Here is a 22,481-nt window from a genome sequence, read left to right as displayed (position 1 = left end):
CTCTACTCCGCGGCCTCGGCCGGCGCGATGCGGCGCGATTGCCGCGCCTGCGCGTCGTAGGCCTTCTGCCAGTCGGACGGGCCGTTCGAGGGCGACACCTGCACCGCCGTGACCTTGTACTCGGGGCAGTTGGTCGCCCAGTCCGAGTAATCCGTCGTGATGACGTTGGCCTGCGTATCCGGATGGTGGAAGGTGGTGTAGACGACGCCGGGCGCGACACGATCGGTGATCTCGGCGCGCAGCGTGGTCTCGCCGGCGCGGCTCTTCAGCCGCACCCAGTCGCCCTCGCGCACGCCGCGCTGCTCGGCATCGTGGGGATGGATCTCGAGGCGATCCTCGGCGTGCCAGACCACGTTCTCGGTACGCCGCGTCTGCGCGCCGACATTGTACTGGCTGAGGATGCGGCCCGTCGTGAGCAGCAGTGGATAACGTGGGCCGGTACGCTCGTCGGTCGCGACATACTCGGTGACGACGAACTTGCCCTTGCCGCGAACGAAGCCGTCGATATGCATCACCGGCGTACCCTCGGGCGCCCCGTCGTTGCAGGGCCACTGCACCGAGCCGAGCTCGTCGAGCTTGGCGTAGGAGACGCCGGCGAAGGTCGGCGTCAGCGCCGCGATCTCGTCCATGATCTCCGAGGGGTGGCTATAGTTCATCTCGAAACCGATCGCCTTGGCGAGGCCGATCGTGACCTCCCAGTCGGCCATGCCGTTCTTCGGCGTCATCACCTTGCGAACGCGCTGGATGCGGCGCTCGGCGTTGGTGAAGGTGCCATCCTTCTCGAGAAAGCTCGAGCCGGGCAGGAAGACATGGGCGTAGTTCGCGGTCTCGTTCAAGAAGAGGTCGTGGACGATGACGCATTCCATCGCCGACAGCGCCGCGACGACGTGCGAGGTGTTCGGATCGGACTGGAGGATGTCTTCGCCCTGCACGTAGATCCCCATGAAGGTGCCTTCGACCGCGGCATCGAACATGTTGGGAATGCGCAGGCCCGGCTCGGGGTTAAGCTTGACGTTCCACAGTGCCTCGAACTGGTCGCGCACAGCATCGCCGGAGATGTGACGGTAGCCGGGCAGCTCGTGCGGGAACGATCCCATGTCGCAGGAGCCCTGCACGTTGTTCTGGCCGCGCAGCGGGTTCACGCCGACGCCGGGGCGGCCGATATTGCCCGTGACCATCGCGAGGTTCGCGATCGCAATCACGGTAGTCGAGCCTTGGCTGTGTTCGGTGACGCCCAGGCCGTAATAGATCGCACCGTTACCGCCGGTCGCGTAGGTGCGAGCTGCTTCGCGCAGGTCCTTCGGGTTGACGCCGGTGAGGATGGCCGTGGCTTCCGGGCTGTTCTTGGGCTGGGCGACAAACGCCGCCCATTCCTCGAACTCGCTCCAGTCGCAGCGTTCACGCACGAATGTCTCGTTGACGAGGCCTTCGGTGACGATGACATGCGCCAGCGCGGTCATCACCGCGACGTTGGTGCCGGGCATCAGGGGCAGGTGCAGCGCCTTCACATGCGGCGATTCCACCATCTCTGTGCGGCGCGGATCGATCACGATCAGTTTGGCGCCCTGGCGCAGCCGCTTCTTCAGCCGCGAGGCGAACACCGGGTGAGCGGAGGCCGGATTGGCGCCGATGATCACGACGACATCGGTATCTTCGACCGAGTCGAAATCCTGCGTGCCGGCGGACGTGCCGAAGGTGGTGGAGAGGCCATAGCCTGTCGGCGAGTGGCAGACGCGGGCGCAGGTGTCGACATTGTTGTTGCCGAACCCGGCACGGATCAGCTTCTGCACCAGATAGGTTTCTTCGTTGGTGCAGCGGGATGAGGTGATGCCGCCGATGGCGTCGCGGCCGTATGTTTTCTGGATGCCGCGCATCCTGGTTGCAGCAAATGAGAACGCCTCATCCCAGGACACTTCGCGCCAGGGATCCTCGATCCGATCCCGGATCATCGGGTTGAGGATGCGTTCCTTGTGGTTGGTGTAGCCCCAGGCGAAGCGGCCCTTGACACAGGAATGCCCGCGATTGGCCTTGCCGTCCTTGTAGGGCACCATGCGCACCACTTCCTCGCCGCGCATCTCGGCCTTGAAGGCGCAGCCGACGCCGCAATAGGCGCAGGTGGTGACCACGGAGTGCTCGGGCTGGCCGATCTCGATCACGGATTTTTCGGTCAGCGTCGCGGTCGGGCAGGCCTGCACACAGGCGCCGCAGGAGACGCATTCGGAGCCGAGGAAGCTCTCGCTCATGCCCGGCGAGACGCGGCTGTCGAAGCCGCGGCCGGAGATCGTCAGCGCGAAGGTGCCTTGTACCTCCTCACAGGCGCGGACGCAGCGCGAGCAGACGATGCACTTGGAAGGATCGTAGGTGAAGTAGGGGTTGGACTCGTCCTTCGGCATCCAGTGGTCGTTGGCGCGACCGTCCGACTTGCCGGGTGTCTTCGCGAAGACGTGGTTCTCGCCTTCATAGCCGTAGCGTACGTCGCGCAGGCCGACTGCACCGGCCATGTCCTGCAATTCGCAGTCGCCATTCGCGCCGCAGGTGAGGCAGTCGAGCGGATGGTCGGAGATGTAGAGCTCCATCACGCCCTTGCGCAGCTTCTTGAGCCGCTCGGTCTGGGTGTGCACGACGAGGCCGGACATCACCGGCGTGGTGCAGGACGCGGGCGTGCCGGCGCGGCCCTCGACCTCGACGAGGCAGAGACGGCAAGAGCCGTACGCGTCGACCATGTCGGTCGCGCAGAGTTTTGGGATCTGGTGGCCGGCGTCCATCGCGGCGCGCATGATCGAGGTGCCCTCGGGCACCGTGACCTCATTGCCGTCGATGGTCAGCGTCACCATCGTTTTCGATTTGGAAGCCGGCGTGCCGTAGTCGATTTCCTCGATCAGAGACATCGTCGTTCTCCTATTCCGCGGCCTGAAGCGTGGTCGGTGCCGGGACGAAATCCTCCCGGAAGTGCTTCAACGCACTGAGCACGGGGTAAGGCGTGAAGCCGCCGAGCGCACAGAGTGAGCCGAATTTCATGGTGTTGCAGAGGTCTTCGACCAGCGCGAGATTTTCGCTCACGCGTTCGCCGCTGATGATCTTTTCGATGGTCTCGACGCCACGGGTCGAGCCGATCCGGCACGGCGTGCACTTGCCGCAGGATTCGACCGCGCAGAACTCCATCGCGAAGCGCGCCTGCTTGCGCATGTCGACGCTGTCGTCGAACACGACGATGCCGCCGTGGCCGATCAAGCCGTCGCGCGCGGCGAAGGCCTCGTAATCGAACGGCGTGTCGAACAGCGTCCGGGGGAAGTAGGCCCCTAAGGGCCCGCCGACCTGCACGGCGCGAACCGGGCGGCCTGTGAGCGTGCCGCCGCCGATGTCGTCGACGAGCTCGCCGAGCGTCACGCCGAAGGCGGTCTCGAACAGACCGCCATGGCGAATGTTGCCGGCGAGCTGGATCGGCATCGTGCCGCGGGAGCGGCCCATGCCGAAATCCGCGTAAGCCTTGGCGCCTTCGGCGAGGATGAAGGGGACGGCGGCGAACGACAGCACGTTGTTGATGACGGTCGGCTTGCCGAACAGGCCGTGATGCGCGGGGAGCGGCGGCTTGGCGCGCACGATGCCGCGGCGGCCTTCGAGACTTTCCAGCAGCGAGGTTTCCTCGCCGCAGACATAGGCGCCGGCACCGACGCGGACTTCGAGATCGAAGCTGTACGTTGAACCGCCGATCTTGTCGCCGAGATAGCCGCCGCGCCTGGCGACCACGATGGCAGCGTTCATCGCCTCGACCGCGTGCGGATATTCGCTGCGGATGTAGATATAGCCCTTGGTCGCGCCGACCGTAATGCCGGCGATGGTCATGCCTTCGATCACCAGGAAGGGATCGCCCTCCATGATCATGCGGTCGGCGAAGGTGCCGCTGTCGCCTTCGTCGGCGTTGCAGACGATGAACTTGCGGTCGGCCTTGGCCTGCGCAACGGTCTTCCACTTGATGCCGGTCGGAAAGCCGGCGCCGCCGCGGCCGCGCAAGCCCGATGCCGTGACTTCGGTGAGGATCGCATCCGTGCCGAGCGACAGTGCCTGCTGCAAGCCCTTGTAGCCGCCATGGGCGAGGTAGTCGTCGAGCGAGCGCGGATCGATCACGCCGCAGCGGGCGAAGGTGAGGCGGGTCTGACGCTTCAGCCAGGGGATCTCGTCGGTTGCGCCGAGCCGCAACAGGTGCGGCGTGTTGCCGGCGAGCGCGTCGAGCAGGGACGCTACGTCGGTCTCGGTGACGGGGCCGAAGGCAATCCGGCCCTGCGGCGTTGCGACCTCGACCAACGGCTCCAGCCAGTACAGGCCGCGCGAGCCGGTCCTGACGATATCGATGGCCACACCGCGTTTCGCGGCGGCTTGCTCCAATGCCAGCGCAACCTCGTCGGCGCCGACGGCGAGCGCGCCGGCATCACGTGAGACGTAGAGACGGATGCTCATCCTTGCGCCTCCGCGACCAGCGCATCGAGGCGCTTCTGATCGAGCCGGCCAATGAGGCGACCGTCGAGCATCGCGGACGGCGCGGTCGCGCACAGGCCGAGGCAGTAGATCGGCTCCAGCGTGACGCGATCATCGGCCGTGGTGTTGCCGAGCGCCACGCCGAGCCTTACTTCCGCGCGCGCAGCCAACGCATCGCCGCCCGCGGCCTGGCAGGCCTCCGCACGGCAGAGCTTGAGCACATGACGGCCGGCGGGCTTGTGGCGGAAATCATGGTAGAACGTGAATACGCCATGGATTTCGGCACGCGACAGATTGAGCGCTTGCGCCACCATGGGAACGGCGGCCTCCGGTACGTAGCCGAATGCCTCCTGCAGCGCGTGCAGGATGACCAGCGTCGCGCCCTCCTGGCTCGCATGTTCGGCGATGATTTCGGCGCCGCGCGTCTCGTTCCAAGGCTCGTAAACCGCTGTCATTATTCGTCTCGACCTGAGCGTTCCCTGGCCGCAAACTAGTTGGAATCATTCGAGGATCAATAAAGCTGTTCCGTGCGGCGATTGCGGATTTCAATCGATTGGCGAATGCGATCACACGATGCGAAATTGCAATTTGGGCGTTCCGCAGCGCGTTTTTGCGTGTTTGGGAGAGGGCAGGCGTGCTAGCTTGCATGCCACGACAGAATTCGAGGGGACGTTCGGTTGCTCGACAAGCTTGAACTGCTGCTGGCGCTGGCGAAGGAGCGTCATTTCGGACGCGCGGCGGAGGTCTGCGGCGTGACGCAGCCGACGATGTCGACCGGGCTCAAGCAGCTCGAGGAGATCCTCGGCGTGATGCTGGTCCAGCGCGGGTCCCGCTTCCAGGGTTTTACCCCGGAAGGCGAGCGGGCGCTGGACTGGGCGCGGCGGATCGTCGGCGATGCCCGCGCCATGCGCGACGAGATCAACGGGCTGAAGCACCAGCTCTCCGGCGAGATCCGCATCGCGGCGATCCCGACCGTGCTCGGCATGGTCGCCGCGCTGACGACGCCGTTCCGCGCCCGGCATCCTGAGGTGCGCTTCCGCATCCAGTCCACCACCTCGTCCGAGGTGCTGGGGCTGCTCGAGAATCTCGAGGTCGACGCGGGGCTGACCTATATCGAGAACGAGCCGATCGGCAAGGTGCGTACCATTCCGCTCTACAATGAGAGCTATCGTCTCCTGACCGCGCCGGATGCGATGTTCGGTGACCGCGAGACGGTGACATGGACGGAGGTCGGGCAGGTGCCGCTCTGCCTGCTGACACCCGACATGCAGAACCGCCGCATCATCGACCGGGCGCTGCGCTCGGTCGGCGCCGAGGCGACGCCGACGCTGACCTCGAACTCGCTGCTGGTGCTGTTCACGCATGTCAAGACGGGGCGCTGGGCGAGCGTGATGCCGGCCAAGCTCGCCGAGACGCTCGGTCTCTCCGACACGGTGCGCTCGATCCCGATCGTCGATCCCGACGTCAATTACAGCATCGGCATGGTGATCCCGCAGCGCGATCCGATGACGCCGCTGATCGCGGCCCTGGTCAATGTCGCGCGCGAGGTGGCGCCGAAGCTGCAATTGTAGGGATCAAGCCGCGGCCGATATTCCGGACGCCGCCTTGACGGCGTCGCGCGGCAGGGTCACGCGCACGACGGTGCCGACCTCCAGCTTGGAGCGCAGCCGCATCGAGCCGCCGTGGAGCTGCGCGAGCGAACGCGCGATCGCGAGGCCGAGGCCCGAGCCGTGATAGCTCTTGGTGAGCTGGCTCTCCACCTGCTCGAACGGGCGGCCGAGCCGTGTCAGCGAATGCGGCGCGATGCCGATGCCGGTGTCGGCGATCATCAGCACGATCCTGTCGTCGAGCTGCCGGCTGCGCACCACGATGCGTCCGCCGTCGGGCGTGAACTTCACGGCGTTGGAGAGCAGATTGACGATGATCTGCTTGGTGGCGCGGCGGTCGGCGACGACGGAGATGGATTTTGCGATATCGGCGTCGAGTGTCAGGTGCTTGTCCTGGGCCCGGCCGCTGACGACCCGCAGCGACTCCGCCAGCGTCTGCGCGAGGTCCAGCTCTTCCATGTCGAGCTTCATGCGGCCTGCCTCGATCTTGGACATGTCGAGGATGTCGTTGATGACCTCGAGCAGATAGTGGCCGCTTGTGAGGATGTCCTGGCAGTACTCCTGGTACTTCTCGCTGCCGAGCTCGCCGAACATGCCGGAGCCCATGATCTCGGAGAAGCCGATGATGGCGTTGAGCGGCGTGCGCAGCTCGTGGCTCATATTGGCCAGGAATTTCGACTTGGTCTGGTTGGCTTCCTCGGCGCGGGTCTTCTCGCGCTGGTACTTCTCGGCGAGATCAGCGAGCTCGACCGCCTGGCGTTCCAGCGCTGCCTGCGAACGCTTGAGGTCGATGACGGTGGCCCGCAGGCGCAGATCGTTGTCGACCAGCTTCTGCTCGTGCTCCTTGATGCGGGTGATGTCGGTGCCGACCGAGACGTAGCCGCCGTCCTTGGTGCGGCGCTCGCTGATGTGCAGCCAGCTGCCGTCGTCGAGCTGGGCCTCGAAGGTCCGCGCGCCAGGGCCTTGGGCAGCGGTCTCGTTGTGGCGGGTGCGTACCTCCGGCATGCGGCCGACCTCGAGCACGGTCTCGTAGGAGGTGCCGGGAATGACGGCGGTGTCGGGCAGCTTGTGCAGGCGCTGGAAGTGCGAGTTGCAGAGCACGAGGCGGTCGCTTGCATCCCAGAGCACGAAGGCTTCCGGAATGGTCTCGATGGCGTCGCGCAGGCGGAGGTCGGCTTCCACCGTCCTCTCGGCGAGGCTCTTCTGCTCGGTAATGTCGACGGCGATCCCGATCAGGTGCACGCTGGAATCGGTCGCCCCGCGCGTCTTCTCGCAGCGGACGCGGAGCCAGATCCAGTGGCCGTCGACGTGCTGCATGCGGAAGGTCTGGTCGATGTGGTCGATCTTCTCGGAGATGAGCTGATCGGCGATGGCGAACAGGTCGATGTCGTCCGACTTCACCAGCGCGTTGACCTCGCCGAAGGTGAGGAGCTCGTGGCGGCCGTCGAGGCCCAGCATCGAGAACATCGACTGCGACCAGAAGATTCGGCCGCGCGACAGGTCCCAGTCCCACAGGCCGCAACGGCCGCGGTTGAGCGCGGTGTCGATCCGGCCGCGCACGGCGTCGTTGATGAGGTCGCCCTCGCGGGCGCGGGTGGACTGCCAGTGGAAGGCGAAGCCGAGGATCAGGACGACGAAGCCCGTCGTCGCCGACAGCGTCACCGAGAGCGCTGCGTCCGATCCCCAGATCGGCTCGTTGCGCTCCTGGATCACGGTGACGAAGCCGGGCATCGACTTGATCTGCCGCGAGGTCGCCATCGCGGCGTTGCCGCTCGGCAGCGTCATGTCGGCAATGTTGCCGTCGCGCGTCGGCGCCGCGAGCAGTTGTGCCGTGGTGATCGCATCGAGCAGGCGGTCGTTGCCTGACGGATCGTTGTCGATCGGAACGCGGGCGAGGACGCGGCGGTCGATGCCGGCCGAGGTGACGATGACGTGGCGGCCCGAGGCCGTGCCCCAAGTCGGGATCAGATCGGGCAGCAGAGCCGGCAGGCTCTCGATGTTCTTGATCCGCTCTTGCCGCACGGAGGTGAGACGGTCGATGCGTTCGGCGAGCAGATCGGCGAGCGCCGAGATGTCGTGGCGGATCACCAGTCGCTTCTGGCGGGTCTGGTCGACCACCTGAACGAATGCGCCGAGACAGATCGTAATCAGGAAAGCGATGATCAGCGTCGGCACGGCGCGACGAAGCGCCGGCTCTGCGATCAAGAGCCGATGATAGGCAGGTTTCGCGATCGATTGCGCCAATCCCTTGATCGAATCGGATTGGACGCACGCGTTCGCGGCGTCTGCACGCGACATGCCTTCGGCCCCCTGAAAACCAGCTTGCAACTGAAGTCCGGAAGCAGCCCCACATCGCTTCCGAATCACAGCGATTTGAATCCAGTTTTCGCGGGCTGTCGAGAGTCAACGAATCGTTAACGCGAAATTATTCTTATCCAATGTGCAGTTTCCGCGTCGTGCGTCCGCAAACTCACGGGCGCGAGGAGTCCGAAACGAGAACGTGGAATTCCCTGCACGTTCTTCGTCTCGTGCGCGCGTCAGGCGCGCGGCGGCTCGGCGTGGCTGATCACGCGCTTCACGCTCGGGAACGCGCGCCGCAGCGCACGCTCGATCGCGTCGACATGCTCGTGCACCTTGATCACGCTCATCGACGGCGTGGCGCGGCAGTGGAAGTTGACGATCTCCCCGGCATCGGTGTTGCGGACACGGACATTGTGGATGTCGTGGATCTCGCCGCTAGCGGCATATTCCGTCAGCGCGGCCGCGATCGTCCGCACCCGTTCCGGCGTGGCATCGACCCCGAACGGCAGTTCCGGTTCCAGCGGCTCGATATGGACGTCGACCTCGACGTCGTCGCCGAACTCCTCCTGGATGTTGCGCTCCAGGGTGTTGGCGACGTCATGGGCGGCGTCGAGCTGCATTCCGCCGTCGACCTCGAGATCGATGCTGACGATCAGCTTGGCGCCGAGATCGTGCACCGTGACGTGGTGGATGGCGAGCCCGGAATTGCGCGCGATCACCATGATGCGGTCGCGCACGGTCTCGTTGTCGCGGGCGACAGGCACCGCGGCGAAGGTGAGGTCGGCGTCCCCGAACGCCTTGCTGACGGCGGCTTGCGCGTTGCGCTTGATGTCCTCGACACGGTCGATCGGATAGGTCCGCGGCACCTTGGCGATGGTGTCGATGAAGGTGGTCGCCCCGACCATGCGCACCCGCAGCCGCTCGATATCGATCACGCCGGCCACGCTCCGGATCGCGGCCGTGGCTTTCTCGTGCGCGCCCTCGGGGGCGCGGTCGACCAGCGTCTGTACGGTCGAGCCCGCCATGCGCAGCCCAAGCAGGGCGATCATCACGGCGACTGCGGCGGCTGCGGCCGCATCGCCCCACCAGAAGCCGAGGCCGGCGAGGATCAGGCCCGCGATCACGGCGAACGAGCCCATCACGTCGGAGGCGAAATGCAGCGCATCCGCCGCCAGCGCCTGGCTCCGGGTCTCCCGCGCAGCGCGGTGCAGGGCGCGGGCGCGCCAGAGATTGACGACGATGTCGATCACCAACACCACGAACGGCACGGCCGAAATGGTCGGCGGCGGGGTCCCTTCGCTCAGCCGGCTATAGGCCTCGACCAGGATGCCGCCGGCGAGCACGTAGAGCAGGGCGGTGACGCCCAGCGCCGAAACGCTCTCCAGCTTGCCGTGGCCGTAATGGTGCTCCTCGTCCGCCGGCTTGTCGGACACCCGCACCACTGCCCAGGTGATGATGGTCGCGACCAGATCGATCGAGGAGTGCAGAGCCTCGGATATCAGCGCAAGCGAGCCGATCGCGATCCCGACCGCGAATTTGGCCGCCGCCATGGCGCCGCTGGCGACGATCGAGATCGCGGCGACCGAGGTTTTGTCGTGCTGGGAGGTCATGGCGGGGATTTAGCAGGGCGTGGGTGAACATCAAGCGGTGATCCACAGAAGTAGTCGCTAGTGAGTTGCAGGAGCGGGGAGCTTGACGGGCCGTCATTCCGGGGTGCCGAAGGCGAACCCGGAATGATGGTCTCATCGCTCCACCCGCCGCCCCTATAACGTCACCACGATCTTCCCCAGATGCCTGTTCGCCTCCATGTGCTCGAATGCCCTATCGATGTCGTCGAACGCGAACACTTTGTCGATCGGCAGCTGCAGTTTTCGCGACTCCACCGCGCCCCAGATGTCCTTGCGGACCTGCTCGAAGATCTCGCGGACTTCTTCGATGGTGCGGCTGCGGAAGGTGACGCCGACATAGTCGATGCGGCGGGCCGCATGCAGGTCGAAATTGAAATCGGCATGGGTGCCGCCGAGCCGGCCGACGTTGACGATACGGCCCTTCACCTTGGTAGCCGCGAGGTTCTGATTGGCGACCTTGCCCGAGACCTGGTCGACGATGAGGTCGACGCCTTCGCCGTTGGTCACCTTCAGCACCTCGTCGACCCATGTCGGATCGGAGCTGTCGACCGCGAGATCGGCGCCATACTCCTTCAGCCGACCGCGGCGGGTGGCATCGGTCGACGAGCCGATCACGAGCTTTGCACCCTTGAGCCTTGCGATCTGCATCGCCATCAGTCCGACGCCGGAGCTCGCGCCCTGGATCAGCACGCTCTGGCCCGGCTGCACGCCGCCGACGGTGACGACGGCGTTGTGCATGGTCGCGAGCGCGACGGGCAGGGTGGCCGCCTCCTCGAAATTCATGTTCGAGGGCGCATGGAATAGCCGGCCGTGATCGGCCAGCGCGTATTCGGCAAACGCGGCGGCGCCCGAGCCCATGATGCGGTCGCCGATCTTGACGCCCTTGGCATCCGGCCCGATCTCGGCGACTTCGCCGGCCCATTCCATGCCCAGCACGGTGCCGGCGCCCCCGGCCGCGCCATGGGCGTGGCCCTTGCGCATGCCGGTGTCGGCGCGGTTCAGCCCGCAGGCGCGGACGCGGACCAGCACTTGCGTGCCTTTGGGCTTTGGTTGGGCGACGTCGGAGATCGTCGCGCCGTTGGCGCCATAGACATAGGCTTTCATGATGCTCTCGCTTCTTGCAGTTGTTGTTCCGCGGCTTCGCGTTGCGGCTGAACCATCATGCCCTCCAGCCGGCTGCGGATGATCGCTTCCGCCTCTCGCACGATGCGGGAGATCAACTCGGCGCAGCTCGGGATGTCCTGGATCAGGCCCTGCACCTGGCCGGCCGACCAGATGCCCTCGTCGGAATTGCCGGTCGCGTAGACCATCTTGCCGCGGGCGCCCGCTACGAGCTCGCGGATGTCCTCGAACCTGGCGCCTTCCTTCTCCATGGCGACGACCTTCGTCGAGATCTCGTTCCTGGCGACGCGCGAGGTGTTGCGCATGGTGCGGAAGATCAGCTCGGTCTCGCGCTCGTCATTGGCGACGATCTTCTCCTTGATGAGCTGGTGGATCGGGCTCTCCTTGGTCGCCATGAAGCGGGTGCCCATGTTGATGCCTTCGGCACCCAGGGCCAACGCCGCGACCAGGCCGCGCGCGTCGGCGAAGCCCCCCGAGGCGATCATGGGGATCTTGACCTTGTTGGCGGCGGCCGGGATCAGGATCAGGCCGGGCGTGTCGTCCTCGCCGGGATGGCCGGCGCATTCGAAGCCGTCGATCGAGATGGCATCGACACCCATCCGCTCGGCCGACAGCGCGTGGCGCACGCTGGTGCATTTGTGCACGACCTTGACGCCGTGCTTCCTGAACTCGTCGACATGCTCCTGCGGCTTGTTGCCGGCGGTCTCGACCACCTTGATGCCGCTCTCGATGATGGCGGCGCGGTATTCGGCATAGGGTGGCGGCTTGATCGCGGGCAGGATGGTGAGGTTGACGCCGAACGGCTTGTCGGTGAGGTCGCGGCAGCGCGCGATTTCCTTCCTGAGATCCTCCGGCGTCGGCTGGGTCAATGCCGTGATGAAGCCGAGCGCACCGGCATTGGCGACGGCGGCGACCAGCTCGGCGCGGCCGACCCATTGCATGCCGCCCTGGACGATCGGGTGCTCGACGCCGACGAGTTTGGTGAACCGTGTCTGCAACATTGTCTGTTTCCCCCTGCCGCTCATGGCGCTCTGTTATCGGTTGATGGCGCAGGATGCCGCCGGGGTCGGGAAATGTCTATTGCGGGGCCGTGCGGTGACTGCGGGGTGATCATGCACGGGATGGGGGATTCCGTGGGGCGGATAATTGGAATCTGTCGAGAGCCGGGCTATCGCCCTTCGAGGCCTCCGCTCCGCTCCGGCGCCTCAGGGTGACGGGCATGGTTTGTGCTCGCGGCTGTCTCGGCGTCATTGCGAGCGTAGCGAATCCAGGATCTTTCCGCGCAAGGACTCTGGATTGCTTCGCTGCGCTCGCAATGACGGAGCATGAGGAGCCTTCGGAGATCATCAACCCGCGTTTCCATCGCAGACACACCTTCGCCTTCTCGCGGCATGTTCCGCCCGAGTCTTGCTTGATCGCATCGCCCCTATCGAGACAAGGGGCAGGGAAGGCCGGGCGCCGGCTGGCACCCGCGATCCGTGCGCGAAAAGATGCACACGGGGTGGACCACAGGTGAGCCGAACGCCCGGCCTTCCCTGCGCAATGGTTTACGGCGTACTTCGTGCTCTCCCCGGGGAGCGTTGCACTATTGCCCCCGTCGCCTTGCGGATGATCGATGCGCGTACCGGTTGGTCGCGGCATCACCGCAGGACTTGACGCACAGACCCCGGGCGTCAGGACCACACGACTTGGCCGTCCGCGCACGTCCTCGCATGTCGCTTCGAACGCTGGCGCGTGCTCACGCCCGAAGCCATGCGAAGACGCTGTCGGCGCCGGGTCGTATGCGCGGAAAGCCCCTTGCTCACGGTTACCCGCCCTGCAATGCGCTTCGCGCCCGACGTCGTCGCGTCCATCGCTGCCCAGCCCGCGGTTCGTGACGATCGCGATCCGCCCCTCGTCTCGGGCCAGGGTGTTTCGCTTGTACGATAAATCAGAAATTCGGTAAAGGAGAATGTTTGCGCAAGCGGGGCTTGACAGGCGAGGGGGAGGGATTGGCGGGGTGTTTTGCCCGACGGGCGAGCAAAATGTTGCCACACCAAACACTGTCATGCCCCGGCTTGACCGGGGCATGACAGTACGCCGCGGCTTGCCGGTTTCAGCCTTGCTGTCTCTGGAATGCTGGATTGCCCGCTTTCGCGGGCAATGACACCGAGTTTGGAACGGGCGGCTACTCCGCCGACAGCCGCACCATCTGGCGGCCGCCGTTCATTTCCTTGAGGCGGTTGACGAAGTTTTCCGGGCGCTGCCAGCGGTTGGGGACCTCGAGGCCCATGAACTCGGCGATGTCGCCGATGAAGCCGGTGCAGTTGACGGTCTCGGCGTTCCACACCGGCGAGCTGGCTTGCAATTTCTTGATATAGGCGAACACGCGCTTGGCGTCGGCCTCGTTCAGATAGACGCGATAGCTCGCGGTCAGATAGTCCGGATCGAGATCGCCGTAGCTCGCGCCGGTCTCGGACGGCACGAAGGTGATGTGACCGAGCACGTAAGCGAGCGTGTCGCCGGCAGGCGTGAGGCCTGCGACTTCGACCGCCTTCTCGCTGGTCTTGCCGTACCAGACGAAAGCATGGCCCCAGCTTGCGGCCGTGCGGGCGCGGAAATCGACGTAATACGGACCTTTCTCCGCGCGCGCGACGGAGCGCCGCGTCGATTGCGGCGCCGGCCGCGGCGTGGAGCCGGTCGTGGCAAGCGCATTGGCGTCGGCAACGCGCTTGTTCGCCTCATGCGCCGAAGCCGAGGGCATCAGGCACGCGATCATCGCCGCGAGCGCGAGCCCCGCAAGGATGCAGGATCCCGATCGATCAGGTTTGTTCGTCACGCTGTGCCCCTCGACTGTCGGCCGCCTACGCTGGTTTGCGCGGCGCGTCAGTAGCGCGCTGCGACCGGGCCCGGCGCCTTGCCGATCGGAGCCTTTCCAACCGGGCTCTTGCCAATCGGCATCTTGCCGATCGGCGCCTGCTCGGCCGGGTAGACCGGCACGGGCTGACGACGCGGCAGATCCGCAGCGTTCGCGGCCGTCACCAGAGCAAGCGTGGCACCCAGAGCAAATACAATCTTCTTCACAGTGATACCCCTAGAAGGTTTGGCCCAAACACGGCCATGCCGTGCCCCCAGACACGCCTCACAGAAGGGCGGCCGAATGCGTCCAAGTTGCGGCGTGCGCGGGGCATGTCGGCGGCATTGGCGCGCGAATATGTGATGTTTACGGATGTTCTTGCCGATCGATCGTCCCGGATGTCGCTTCGCTCATCCGGGCTACGGTAGATTTTTCCCGACGAGCGGGGCTGCCTCTCCCGCCGTCATTCCGGGGCGGGCGCCGAGCCCGGAATCCATTTATCGACCGTCACTGCCGCTCGATGGATTCCGGGTTCGCGCTTTGCACGCCCCGGAATGACGGAGAGAGAGGTAAGGTCGTAGCCCGCATGAGTCCCGCGACAGCGAAGCGCGACACGACAGACCTCTCCGGATGTCGCTTCGCTCATCCGGGCTACTGCGCCGTGTTCGCCGCTACAGCCGAAACTCGTTGGTGAGCTCGCCGATGCCGTCGATCGCGACGGTCACGATGTTCACCGGCTCCTTCATCACGCCGACGCCGACCGAGGTGCCGACGGCGATGAGGTCGCCGGGGAGCAGGGTCATGTCATGGGAGATCCTGCTGACCAGCTCCTGCGCCGAAAAGATCATGTCGGAGATCGGGTAGTTCTGCCGCTCTGCGCCGTTGAGGATGGTGCGGACCGTGAGTCTTGCGGGATCGAGACCGGTTGCGATCACGGGGCCGAACGGGCCGTAATCGTCGATGCCTTTGGCGCGGGCCCATTGCGGGAAGGTGGGGTCGCTGGTCAGGATGTCGTTTGCGGTGATGTCGTTGACGCAGGTGTAGCCGAAGATGAAGCCGTCGGCCTCGCCCGGGGAGACACGCGCGCATGTCTTGCCGATGACGATGCCGAGCTCGCCCTCATAGGTGGTCTTGCCGTCGTAGTAGGACGGGCGGCGGATCACGGCGCCCGGCGACGTGATGGTGGTGGTGGCCTTGAGCAGATAGAGCGGCTCCGGCGGCTCGGGCTGGTTGAGCTTGGCCGCGAGCGCGTGAAAATTGTTCCAGAGCGCGACGATCTTGCTGGGCGCACACGGCGCGAGCAGCTCGACCTCCGTGAGCGCCAGGCTCTTGCCGGTCGCGGCGTTGCGGCCGAACATCTCGCCTTCATGTACGCTGATGCCCGATGGCGTCAGCATGCCGAAACCGGTCGCGCCGGCATGACGGAAGCGCAGCCACTTCTTCACCGCGGTCGTCATCACGCCACCGCCAATGCGCGGGGATCTGCCGGCGCCGAGACGCCGTCATAGAGGCCGGCGATGCGGGCGCGCTGGGTCACCATCGCCAGCACCGAGTCGAGCGCGGGCGTCGGGATGCCGGTAAGGCGGCCCATCTCCTGTACGACGGTGACGAGCGGGTCGATCTCCATGGGGCGGCCGCGCTCGAGATCCTGGAGCATCGAGGTCTTGTGGGCGCCGACCTTGCGGGCACCCTCGATGCGGCGCTCGACATCGACGCGGAATTTGACCCCGAACGTCTCGGCAATCGCCTGCGTCTCCACCATGATCGCGCGCGACAGCGAGCGCGTTGCCGGATCGGTGCAGATCACGTCGAGCGTGGCGTGCGTGAGCGCGCTGATCGGGTTGAAGCAGACATTGCCCCAGAGCTTCAGCCAGATCTCGTCGCGGATGCGGTCGAGCACCGGGGCCTTCAGCCCGGCGGCGACGAAGAGATCGGCGAGGCGCGTGACGTCCGAGGTGATCTCGCCCGAGGGCTCGCCGAGCGGGAAATTGTTGCCGTAGACGTGCCGGATCACGCCGGGCGCTTCGATCTCGGTTGCGGGATAGACGATGCAGCCGATGGCGCGCTCGGCGCCTATTTCGCGCCACTGCCGCCCGCCGGGATCGATGCTCTCCAGCGTCGCGTTCTCGTATTGGCCGCCGTGCTTGTAGAAGTACCAATAGGGGATGCCGTTGACGGCGGTGACGATGCGGGTGTGCTGCCCGAGCAGCGGCTGCATCCTCTCGATCACGCCGGTGATCGAATGCGCCTTCAGCGTGATGATGATGTAGTCCTGCACGCCGAGTTCGGCGGGGTCGTCGGTGCAGCGCGGATGAACGGTGTGCTTGTCCTCGCCCGCGAGCAGCGTCAGGCCGCGCTCGCGCATGGCGGCAAGGTGGGCGCCGCGTGCGATGAGGCTGACATCGGCGCCCGCGCGCGCGAGCTGAACTCCGAGATATCCGCCGATCGCGCCGGCGCCGTAGATGCAGATCTTCATGAAGTCCTCGCGAAGCAGCGGAAGCCGGAATTTGGGACGAAAGATCCGGTCCGGCTCGGAAGGATCCGAGCCGGGGCCGGTAGTCACAGGGGAAGTTTTGCCGCTTTTAGGCTGCCGCTTGCGGCTTGCCGTTGATGGCCTCGTCCATGGCGGCTGCGATGTCGCGCATGCTGATGACGGAGACGAGGCTGTAATCGTCGATCACAGGCAAATGGCGGATGTGATGAATGTTCATCAGATGCCGGACCTGCTCGATCGTGTCGCTCGAGGCGCAGGACACAAGCTGCTGCACCGAGACGAGCTGCGAGACCTTGACGTTGACGGCGTTCGCGCCGTGCTCGGCGACGGCGCGCACCACGTCGCGCTCGGTGAACATGCCGACCGCAGTGTTACCCTCGGAGCGGACCACGTCCTTGACCACGAGAGCGCTGATGTTGTTGGCGCGCATCAGCTTGGCGGCGATACCCACCGTTTCGTTCATTCGCACCGTGACAACGCGCGGCGTCTTCTTGCGCAGAATGTCTCCGACCAGCATTGCAACCTCCCTGGGTGAATGTTGGGAGAAGTGTGGTATACATAATGCCAATCGTCAAGCGCTGCATTTGGGTGATCCGAAAAATCTTGCGACAGCAATACTGACATTTGACGCAAGGAGAGGAGGAAGAGGCGCATCGCTGCGCCCCTTTCCCCTTGCGCGAAAGCGTGCGGCGGTCAGACCGTCTCGGTCTTTGCGGTTGTCTTGGCGCGACCGGTCGCGGCCTCGGTGCTCTCGGCTTCCTTGCCGAGGATGAAGGAGCGGCGCAGCGGCTTGATCACGAACAGCGCCATCAGCGCCGCCGTCGCGTTCAAGGCCACCGCGACCACGAACACGGCTTTCCAGCCATAGGCAGCCGAGATGACGCTTGCGAGCGGAACGAGCAGGGAGGCGGTGCCCTTCGCGGTGTAGAGCATGCCGTTGTTGGTGGTTGCGAACTTCGAGCCGAAAGTGTCGCCGCAGGTGGCGGGAAACAGCGAGTAGATCTCGCCGAACACGCCGAAGTAAACCGCGGTCGCCAGCACGAAGACCTGCGGGATGTGGCCGTAGGCTGACAGTGTCAGGAGCATCAAGGCGGCGGTGCCGAACGCGATGAACATGGTGTGCTCGCGGCCGATCGTGTCGGAGACGAAGCCGAAGAACGGACGGCCGAAACCATCGAGGATGCGGTCGAGCGAGATCGCGAAGGTCAGCGCCGCCATCTGGAAGCCGGCGAGCGTGACCGGCGTGTCGGCGATCTTGAAGTCGTGCGCGATCGGGCCGATCTGCGCCGCCGTCATCAGGCCTCCCGAGGCGACCATGACGAAGACGAGGTACATGACCCAAAAAATGGAGGTGCGCAGCACCTGCGGCGGGGTGAAGTCGATCCTGGTTTGCGGCAGATTGAGCTGCTTCTTCTTCGGCGGGATCGCGAGTCGCGGCGGCTGGATGAAGAAGGCGAGTGCGAAGACGATCACGCCCTGGCCGATGCCGAAGGTGAGGAAGGCGTGCTGATAGCCGCTCGATGCGATCATGCTCGCGATCGGCACGATGGTGAGCGCGGCGCCGGCGCCGAAGCCAGCGGCGGTCGCGCCGGCGGCAAGGCCGCGGCGATCCGGAAACCATTTCAGCGCGTTGCCGACGCAGGTGCCGTACACCGCGCCCGCGCCCATGCCGCCGATGATCGCGGCTGCGTAGAGCAGCGTGAGCGAGTCGGCATAGGAGTTGAGAATCCAGGAGAGCGCGATCATCACGCCGCCGAACATGATGACGATGCGCGGGCCGTATTTGTCGACGAACCAGGCCTCGACCGGTACCAGCCACGTCTCGGTGACGACGAAGATGGTGAAAGCGAGCTGGATCGCGGCGCGCCCCCAATGGTGGGCGGCGTCGATCGGATCGACGAATAGGGTCCAGCCATATTGCAGATTGGCGATCATCGCCATGCAGACGATGCCCATGCCGAGCTGGAGCCAGCGGAAACCTGTGCGAAGCGGCGCGGCGGTGAGGGCGCCATCCGGGCTGGAAATCATCGAGAACCTCCCAACGCGCCTGATTGGCTGCAACACAGGATCGCAAGATGACCTGATGTCGCAAATATTGTGGCTTATCGTCGCAGGCGCGAGCCGGAGATTGGTATACGATATTCCAGATTGCAAGCCCTAACTTGGCGTCTCCTTGCAGAACGCCGCCGGTTCCATCTCGGGGGGCGCGGACTCTTCCGCAAACGACAACGCCCGGCCGTTCGGCCGGGCGTCTTGCTTGGTGAATGGTGGAGCGTCAGACGGTCGATTTCGCGACGACGATCTTACGCCAGGGTTTGAGCACCGCGATCGCCAGCAGCGAAGCCAGGATGTTGGCGCCGGCCGCGATGATGAACACGGCGTCCCAGGTGCCCGACGATTGCTGCATGTAGTTCGCGATCGGCACCAGCAGCGCGGCGGTGCCCTTCGCGGTGTAGAGCAGGCCGGCATTGGTGGTCGCGAACTTGGCGCCGAACGTGTCGGTGCAGGTCGACGGGAACAGCGAGTAGATCTCACCCCAGGCGAAGAACACGAAGCCCGAGAGCAGCACGAACCAGATCGGATCGTGGCCCCAGAGGTAGAGCATCCAGATGCCGAAACCTTCCATGCCGAAGGCGATGAACATCGTGTTCTCGCGGCCGATCATGTCGGAGATCCAGCCGAAGAACGGACGCGTCAGGCCGTTGAGCACGCGGTCGATCGTCGCCGCGAAGGTCACCGCCGTCATCGTCACCGCCATCAGCGTGACCGGCACGTTGTCGACCTTCCAGTCGGCCGCGATCGGCTTCAGGTTTGCCGTCACCATCAAGCCGCCGGCGCCGACGATCACGAACATGAAGTACATCAGCCAGAAGATCGGCTGACGCAGAACTTCGGTCGGCTGGTAGTTACGGCGGGTCTGCAGCAGATTGGCGTTCGCCACCACGTTGGGCACCTGGCCGGCTTTCGGCGCGAGCAGGAAGAAGGCGAGGATGCAGATGATGAGGCCTTGGCCGAGGCCGAAATAGAGGAAGGTGGTCTGGAAGCCACTGTCCTTGATCATGGCCTGGATCGGCGCGACGGTCAGCGCGGAGCCTGCGCCGAAGCCCGCGGCCGTGATGCCCGCGGCAAGACCGCGCTTGTCCGGAAACCACTTCAGCGCGTTGCCGACGCAGGTGCCGTAGACGCCGCCGGCGCCGATGCCCGCGATGATCATGCCGAGATAGTAGCCGTTGAGCGTGGTGGCCTGCGCGTTGATCGCCCAACCGATGGCGCAGAGCACGCCGCCGACCAGCACGACGATTCGCGGACCGTATTTGTCGACGAACCATCCTTCGATCGGCACCAGCCAGGTCTCGAACAGCACGAATAGCGTAAAGGCCCATTGGATCGAGGCGCGATCCCAGCCGAACGTCTTCTGGATGTCAGGGACGAAGAACGTCCAGCCGTATTGGTAATTGGCGATCATCACCATCGCCGCGACGCCAACCGCCAGCTGCGTCCACCGATAGGCGTCGCTTACGCGCGCGACACCAGGGGCCGCTGCCGAATGCACCATGTCCGTCATTAAAAACCCTCCCGAATGCGCCGATCATTCTTATGCATGCGCTGGCCCGCATCCTGGTATGCATTATGCCAAGATTCAAGCTGAGGACGGTGAGGTGCGGCGAAATAACGCGGGCCTGTTCACATGCGCCATCAGCGCCGGATTGTAAAGACCCGCGTGCTGATTGGAATGGCCAGTAAGTCATGCAACTAGTTGATTTAATGGATATTTTCACCAAGGCGGTGTCGCTCGGAGGGTGCGGGAAAAGTTGGTGCGAGCGGAGAATTTTCCGCTCATACGCTGCTCGCGCGCTGCCGGCTGGGAGCGTTGGACGAGGGCGCTCTTGCTGGAATTCGTTATCCCAGCAGTTCAGCCTGCGACGGTTTGGCAGTGGCGGCGGGGCGAATCTCGCCTCACGCCATCGACATGCGCAGGCGGCTGTAGCCTTCCTGGATCGCGGACCAGAACAGGGCGACCAGGCCGAGCGCCATGATCGTGCTGACGAGGCCGTTGGAGAAGAAGATGCCCAGCGAGCCCTGCGATCCCAGCAGCGACTGGCGGAAGGCTTCCTCCGCCTTGTCGCCGAGCACGATGGCGAGCACCAGCGGCGCGAGCGGGTAGTTGCACTTCTTCAGGAGATAGCCGATCACGCCGAACACCAGCATCAGCATCACGTCGAAGGTGCTGTTGTGCACCGAATAGGCGCCGATCGCGCAGAGCACCAGGATCAGAGGCGCGATGATGCCGAAGGGCACGCGCAGGATCGCGGCGAAGATCGGCACGCAGGTCAGCACGACGATCAGGCCCACGATATTGCCGAGATACATCGAGGCGATCAGGCCCCAGACGAACTCCTTCTGCTCGACGAACAGCATCGGGCCGGGCTGCAGGCCCCAGATCAGCAAGCCGCCGAGCAGCACGGCCGCGGTCGGCGAGCCGGGCACGCCGAGCGAGAGCATCGGCAGCAGCGCCGCGGTGCCCGCGGCATGCGCGGCCGTCTCCGGCGCGATCACGCCCTCGATCTCGCCCTTGCCGAAATTGTTGCCGCGCCGCGCCAGGCGCTTGGCGATGCCGTAGCTCATGAAAGACGCCGGCGTCGCGCCGGCCGGCGTGACCCCCATCCAGCAGCCGATCAGGCAGGAACGCAGCGAAGTCATCCAATAGGCGGGCAGTTCCCGCCAGGTCTGGAGCACGACGCGCAGGTTGATGCTGGCCTTGCCGCCGCGGAACGCCAGCCCTTCCTCCATGGTCAGCAGGATCTCGCCGATGCCGAACAGGCCGATCACGGCGATCAGGAAGTCGAATCCGTTGAGCAGCTCGGTGATGCCGAAGGTCAGCCGTAACTGCCCGGTGATCGAATCGAGACCGACCGCGGCGAGCGCGAAGCCAATCATCATCGCGGCGATGGTCTTGAACGGCGGCTCCTTGCTCAGCCCGACGAAGCTGCAGAAGGCGAGGAAATAGACCGCGAACTTCTCCGCTGGACCAAATCTCAGCGCGAAGCCCGCGACGAGGGGCGCAACCAGCGTGATCATGATGACGGCAAACAGCGCGCCGACGAAGGAGGAGGTGAAGGCGGCGGTCAGGGCTTCGCCGGGCTTGCCCTGTTGCGCCATCGGATAGCCGTCGAAGGTGGTCGCCACCGACCAAGGCTCGCCGGGTATGTTGAACAGGATCGAGGTGATGGCGCCGCCGAACAGCGCGCCCCAATAGATGCAGGAGAGCATGATGATCGCCGATGTCGGCGGCATGCTGAAGGTCAGCGGCAGGAGGATGGCGACGCCGTTGGCGCCCCCGAGCCCCGGCAGCACGCCGATGATGACCCCGAGCGTGATGCCGATGATCATCAGCATGATGTTGTAGGGCTGCAGGGCGACCGCGAAGCCGTGAAACAGATTGGCCAACTCTTCCATGTCGATACGTCCTGCAGCAATAAGCAATAACGGGGATGACGGCGCAGCTTCTTACAGACCGAGCCATTCCTCGAGCGGTCCCTTGGGAAGCGGGACCAGGAACCAGCGCTCGAAAACCAGATAGGTCACGACCGGCATGCCGATGGCGATCGCGGCAACCGTCAGCCAGCGATAGGCGCCGAGCCAGCGCATGAACCAGGCGATGAAGACCATGGAGCCGACGTAGAGGCCGATGAACGGCATCGAGCCGACATAGATCGCGGTGGGCACGACGACGCTCATGACCTGGCGCAGCTGTCCCCATTCTGCGAACAGCCGGCCGTCGTCGTCGCGCTGCGCGTGCCACAGGTTGATGGCGCTCGAGGCGACGATGGCGGCGCCGATATAGAAGGGGAAGAAGCCGGCACGCGGGCCCTCGGCGCCCCAGTTGATGCCGGCCTTCAGGCTGCCGAAGATCACGACCAGGCCGAAGGCGCCGATCAGCAGCGCCATGCCGATCTCCAGCGTCTTGTGCGCCGGGCCAGATGCGGATCCGGATCGTTCAGTCATGGGACCTCCAGGCG

17 protein-coding genes are annotated in these 22,481 nt (G+C 65.2%); 1 reads left to right on the top strand and 16 read right to left on the bottom strand.

What is annotated here, in order from left to right; all coding sequences use genetic code 11:
• Nucleotides 1–2: 2 nt before the first annotated feature.
• From fdhF to RX330_RS25660, 3 genes are read right to left on the bottom strand one after another with little or no spacing between them, the layout of a single operon-like run.
• Nucleotides 3–2,888 carry a formate dehydrogenase subunit alpha gene (fdhF, locus tag RX330_RS25670; protein WP_317240326.1) on the bottom strand — a complete coding sequence of 962 codons (2,886 nt, stop codon included), beginning with the start codon at nt 2,886–2,888 and terminating at the stop codon, nt 3–5.
• 10 nt (nt 2,889–2,898) lie between these two features.
• A complete protein-coding gene (locus RX330_RS25665) occupies nt 2,899–4,455 on the bottom strand; it encodes a formate dehydrogenase beta subunit (RefSeq protein ID WP_317240325.1) in 1,557 nt (518 codons plus the stop codon).
• Entirely contained in the window at nt 4,452–4,928 is a 477-nt protein-coding gene (locus RX330_RS25660) for a formate dehydrogenase subunit gamma (protein WP_317240324.1), read from the bottom strand. The genes RX330_RS25665 and RX330_RS25660 overlap by 4 nt, the downstream gene beginning before the upstream one ends.
• Before the next feature lie 222 nt (nt 4,929–5,150).
• On the opposite strand from RX330_RS25660, the gene RX330_RS25655 reads away from it, so the two are divergent.
• Nucleotides 5,151–6,044, top strand: coding sequence for a LysR family transcriptional regulator (locus RX330_RS25655; protein ID WP_212081369.1), 894 nt, complete (start codon nt 5,151–5,153; stop codon nt 6,042–6,044).
• A gap of 3 nt (nt 6,045–6,047) precedes the next feature.
• On the opposite strand, the gene RX330_RS25650 is transcribed toward RX330_RS25655, so the two are convergent.
• From RX330_RS25650 to RX330_RS25590, 13 genes are all read right to left on the bottom strand, one after another.
• On the bottom strand, nt 6,048–8,378 hold the full coding sequence (locus RX330_RS25650) for a PAS domain-containing sensor histidine kinase (RefSeq protein WP_317240323.1): 2,331 nt from the start codon (nt 8,376–8,378) through the stop codon (nt 6,048–6,050).
• A 239-nt stretch (nt 8,379–8,617) separates the two neighbouring features.
• Nucleotides 8,618–9,991: a cation-efflux pump gene (locus tag RX330_RS25645; protein ID WP_317240322.1), complete on the bottom strand. Its 1,374-nt coding sequence runs from the start codon at nt 9,989–9,991 to the stop codon at nt 8,618–8,620.
• 153 nt (nt 9,992–10,144) lie between these two features.
• Nucleotides 10,145–11,113, bottom strand: coding sequence for a zinc-binding alcohol dehydrogenase family protein (locus RX330_RS25640; RefSeq protein WP_317240321.1), 969 nt, complete (start codon nt 11,111–11,113; stop codon nt 10,145–10,147).
• On the bottom strand, nt 11,110–12,132 hold the full coding sequence (locus RX330_RS25635) for an NAD(P)H-dependent flavin oxidoreductase (protein ID WP_317240320.1): 1,023 nt from the start codon (nt 12,130–12,132) through the stop codon (nt 11,110–11,112). The genes RX330_RS25640 and RX330_RS25635 overlap by 4 nt, the downstream gene beginning before the upstream one ends.
• A 1,166-nt stretch (nt 12,133–13,298) precedes the next feature.
• Nucleotides 13,299–13,949: a hypothetical protein gene (locus RX330_RS25630; RefSeq protein ID WP_317240319.1), complete on the bottom strand. Its 651-nt coding sequence runs from the start codon at nt 13,947–13,949 to the stop codon at nt 13,299–13,301.
• A gap of 47 nt (nt 13,950–13,996) precedes the next feature.
• Nucleotides 13,997–14,200, bottom strand: a complete 204-nt coding sequence (locus RX330_RS25625; protein ID WP_209965301.1) for a hypothetical protein — start codon at nt 14,198–14,200, stop codon at nt 13,997–13,999.
• 438 nt (nt 14,201–14,638) lie between these two features.
• Nucleotides 14,639–15,424: a fumarylacetoacetate hydrolase family protein gene (locus RX330_RS25620; RefSeq protein ID WP_317240318.1), complete on the bottom strand. Its 786-nt coding sequence runs from the start codon at nt 15,422–15,424 to the stop codon at nt 14,639–14,641.
• Nucleotides 15,424–16,443 (bottom strand): 2-dehydropantoate 2-reductase, encoded by a 1,020-nt coding sequence (locus tag RX330_RS25615; protein WP_317240317.1) that lies wholly within the window; start codon nt 16,441–16,443, stop codon nt 15,424–15,426. Before RX330_RS25615 ends, RX330_RS25620 begins: the two co-directional genes overlap by 1 nt.
• Before the next feature lie 106 nt (nt 16,444–16,549).
• Nucleotides 16,550–16,978, bottom strand: a complete 429-nt coding sequence (locus RX330_RS25610) for a CBS domain-containing protein (RefSeq protein WP_212092336.1) — start codon at nt 16,976–16,978, stop codon at nt 16,550–16,552.
• Nucleotides 16,979–17,154: 176 nt separating this feature from the next.
• On the bottom strand, nt 17,155–18,489 hold the full coding sequence (gene oxlT / locus RX330_RS25605; protein ID WP_317240316.1) for an oxalate/formate MFS antiporter: 1,335 nt from the start codon (nt 18,487–18,489) through the stop codon (nt 17,155–17,157).
• Between the two features lie 247 nt (nt 18,490–18,736).
• A complete protein-coding gene (gene oxlT, locus RX330_RS25600) occupies nt 18,737–20,026 on the bottom strand; it encodes an oxalate/formate MFS antiporter (RefSeq protein WP_317240315.1) in 1,290 nt (429 codons plus the stop codon).
• A 392-nt stretch (nt 20,027–20,418) separates the two neighbouring features.
• Nucleotides 20,419–21,918 carry a tripartite tricarboxylate transporter permease gene (locus tag RX330_RS25595; RefSeq protein WP_212092339.1) on the bottom strand — a complete coding sequence of 500 codons (1,500 nt, stop codon included), beginning with the start codon at nt 21,916–21,918 and terminating at the stop codon, nt 20,419–20,421.
• A gap of 51 nt (nt 21,919–21,969) precedes the next feature.
• Nucleotides 21,970–22,467 (bottom strand): tripartite tricarboxylate transporter TctB family protein, encoded by a 498-nt coding sequence (locus RX330_RS25590; RefSeq protein WP_212092340.1) that lies wholly within the window; start codon nt 22,465–22,467, stop codon nt 21,970–21,972.
• Nucleotides 22,468–22,481: the final 14 nt, after the last annotated feature.

The organism is Bradyrhizobium sp. NDS-1 (assembly GCF_032918005.1).
Classification (GTDB): Bacteria; Pseudomonadota; Alphaproteobacteria; order Rhizobiales; family Xanthobacteraceae; genus Bradyrhizobium; species Bradyrhizobium tunisiense.
Note: the sequence above shows the minus strand (reverse complement) of the source record. Positions and strands in the feature narration are given on the sequence as shown.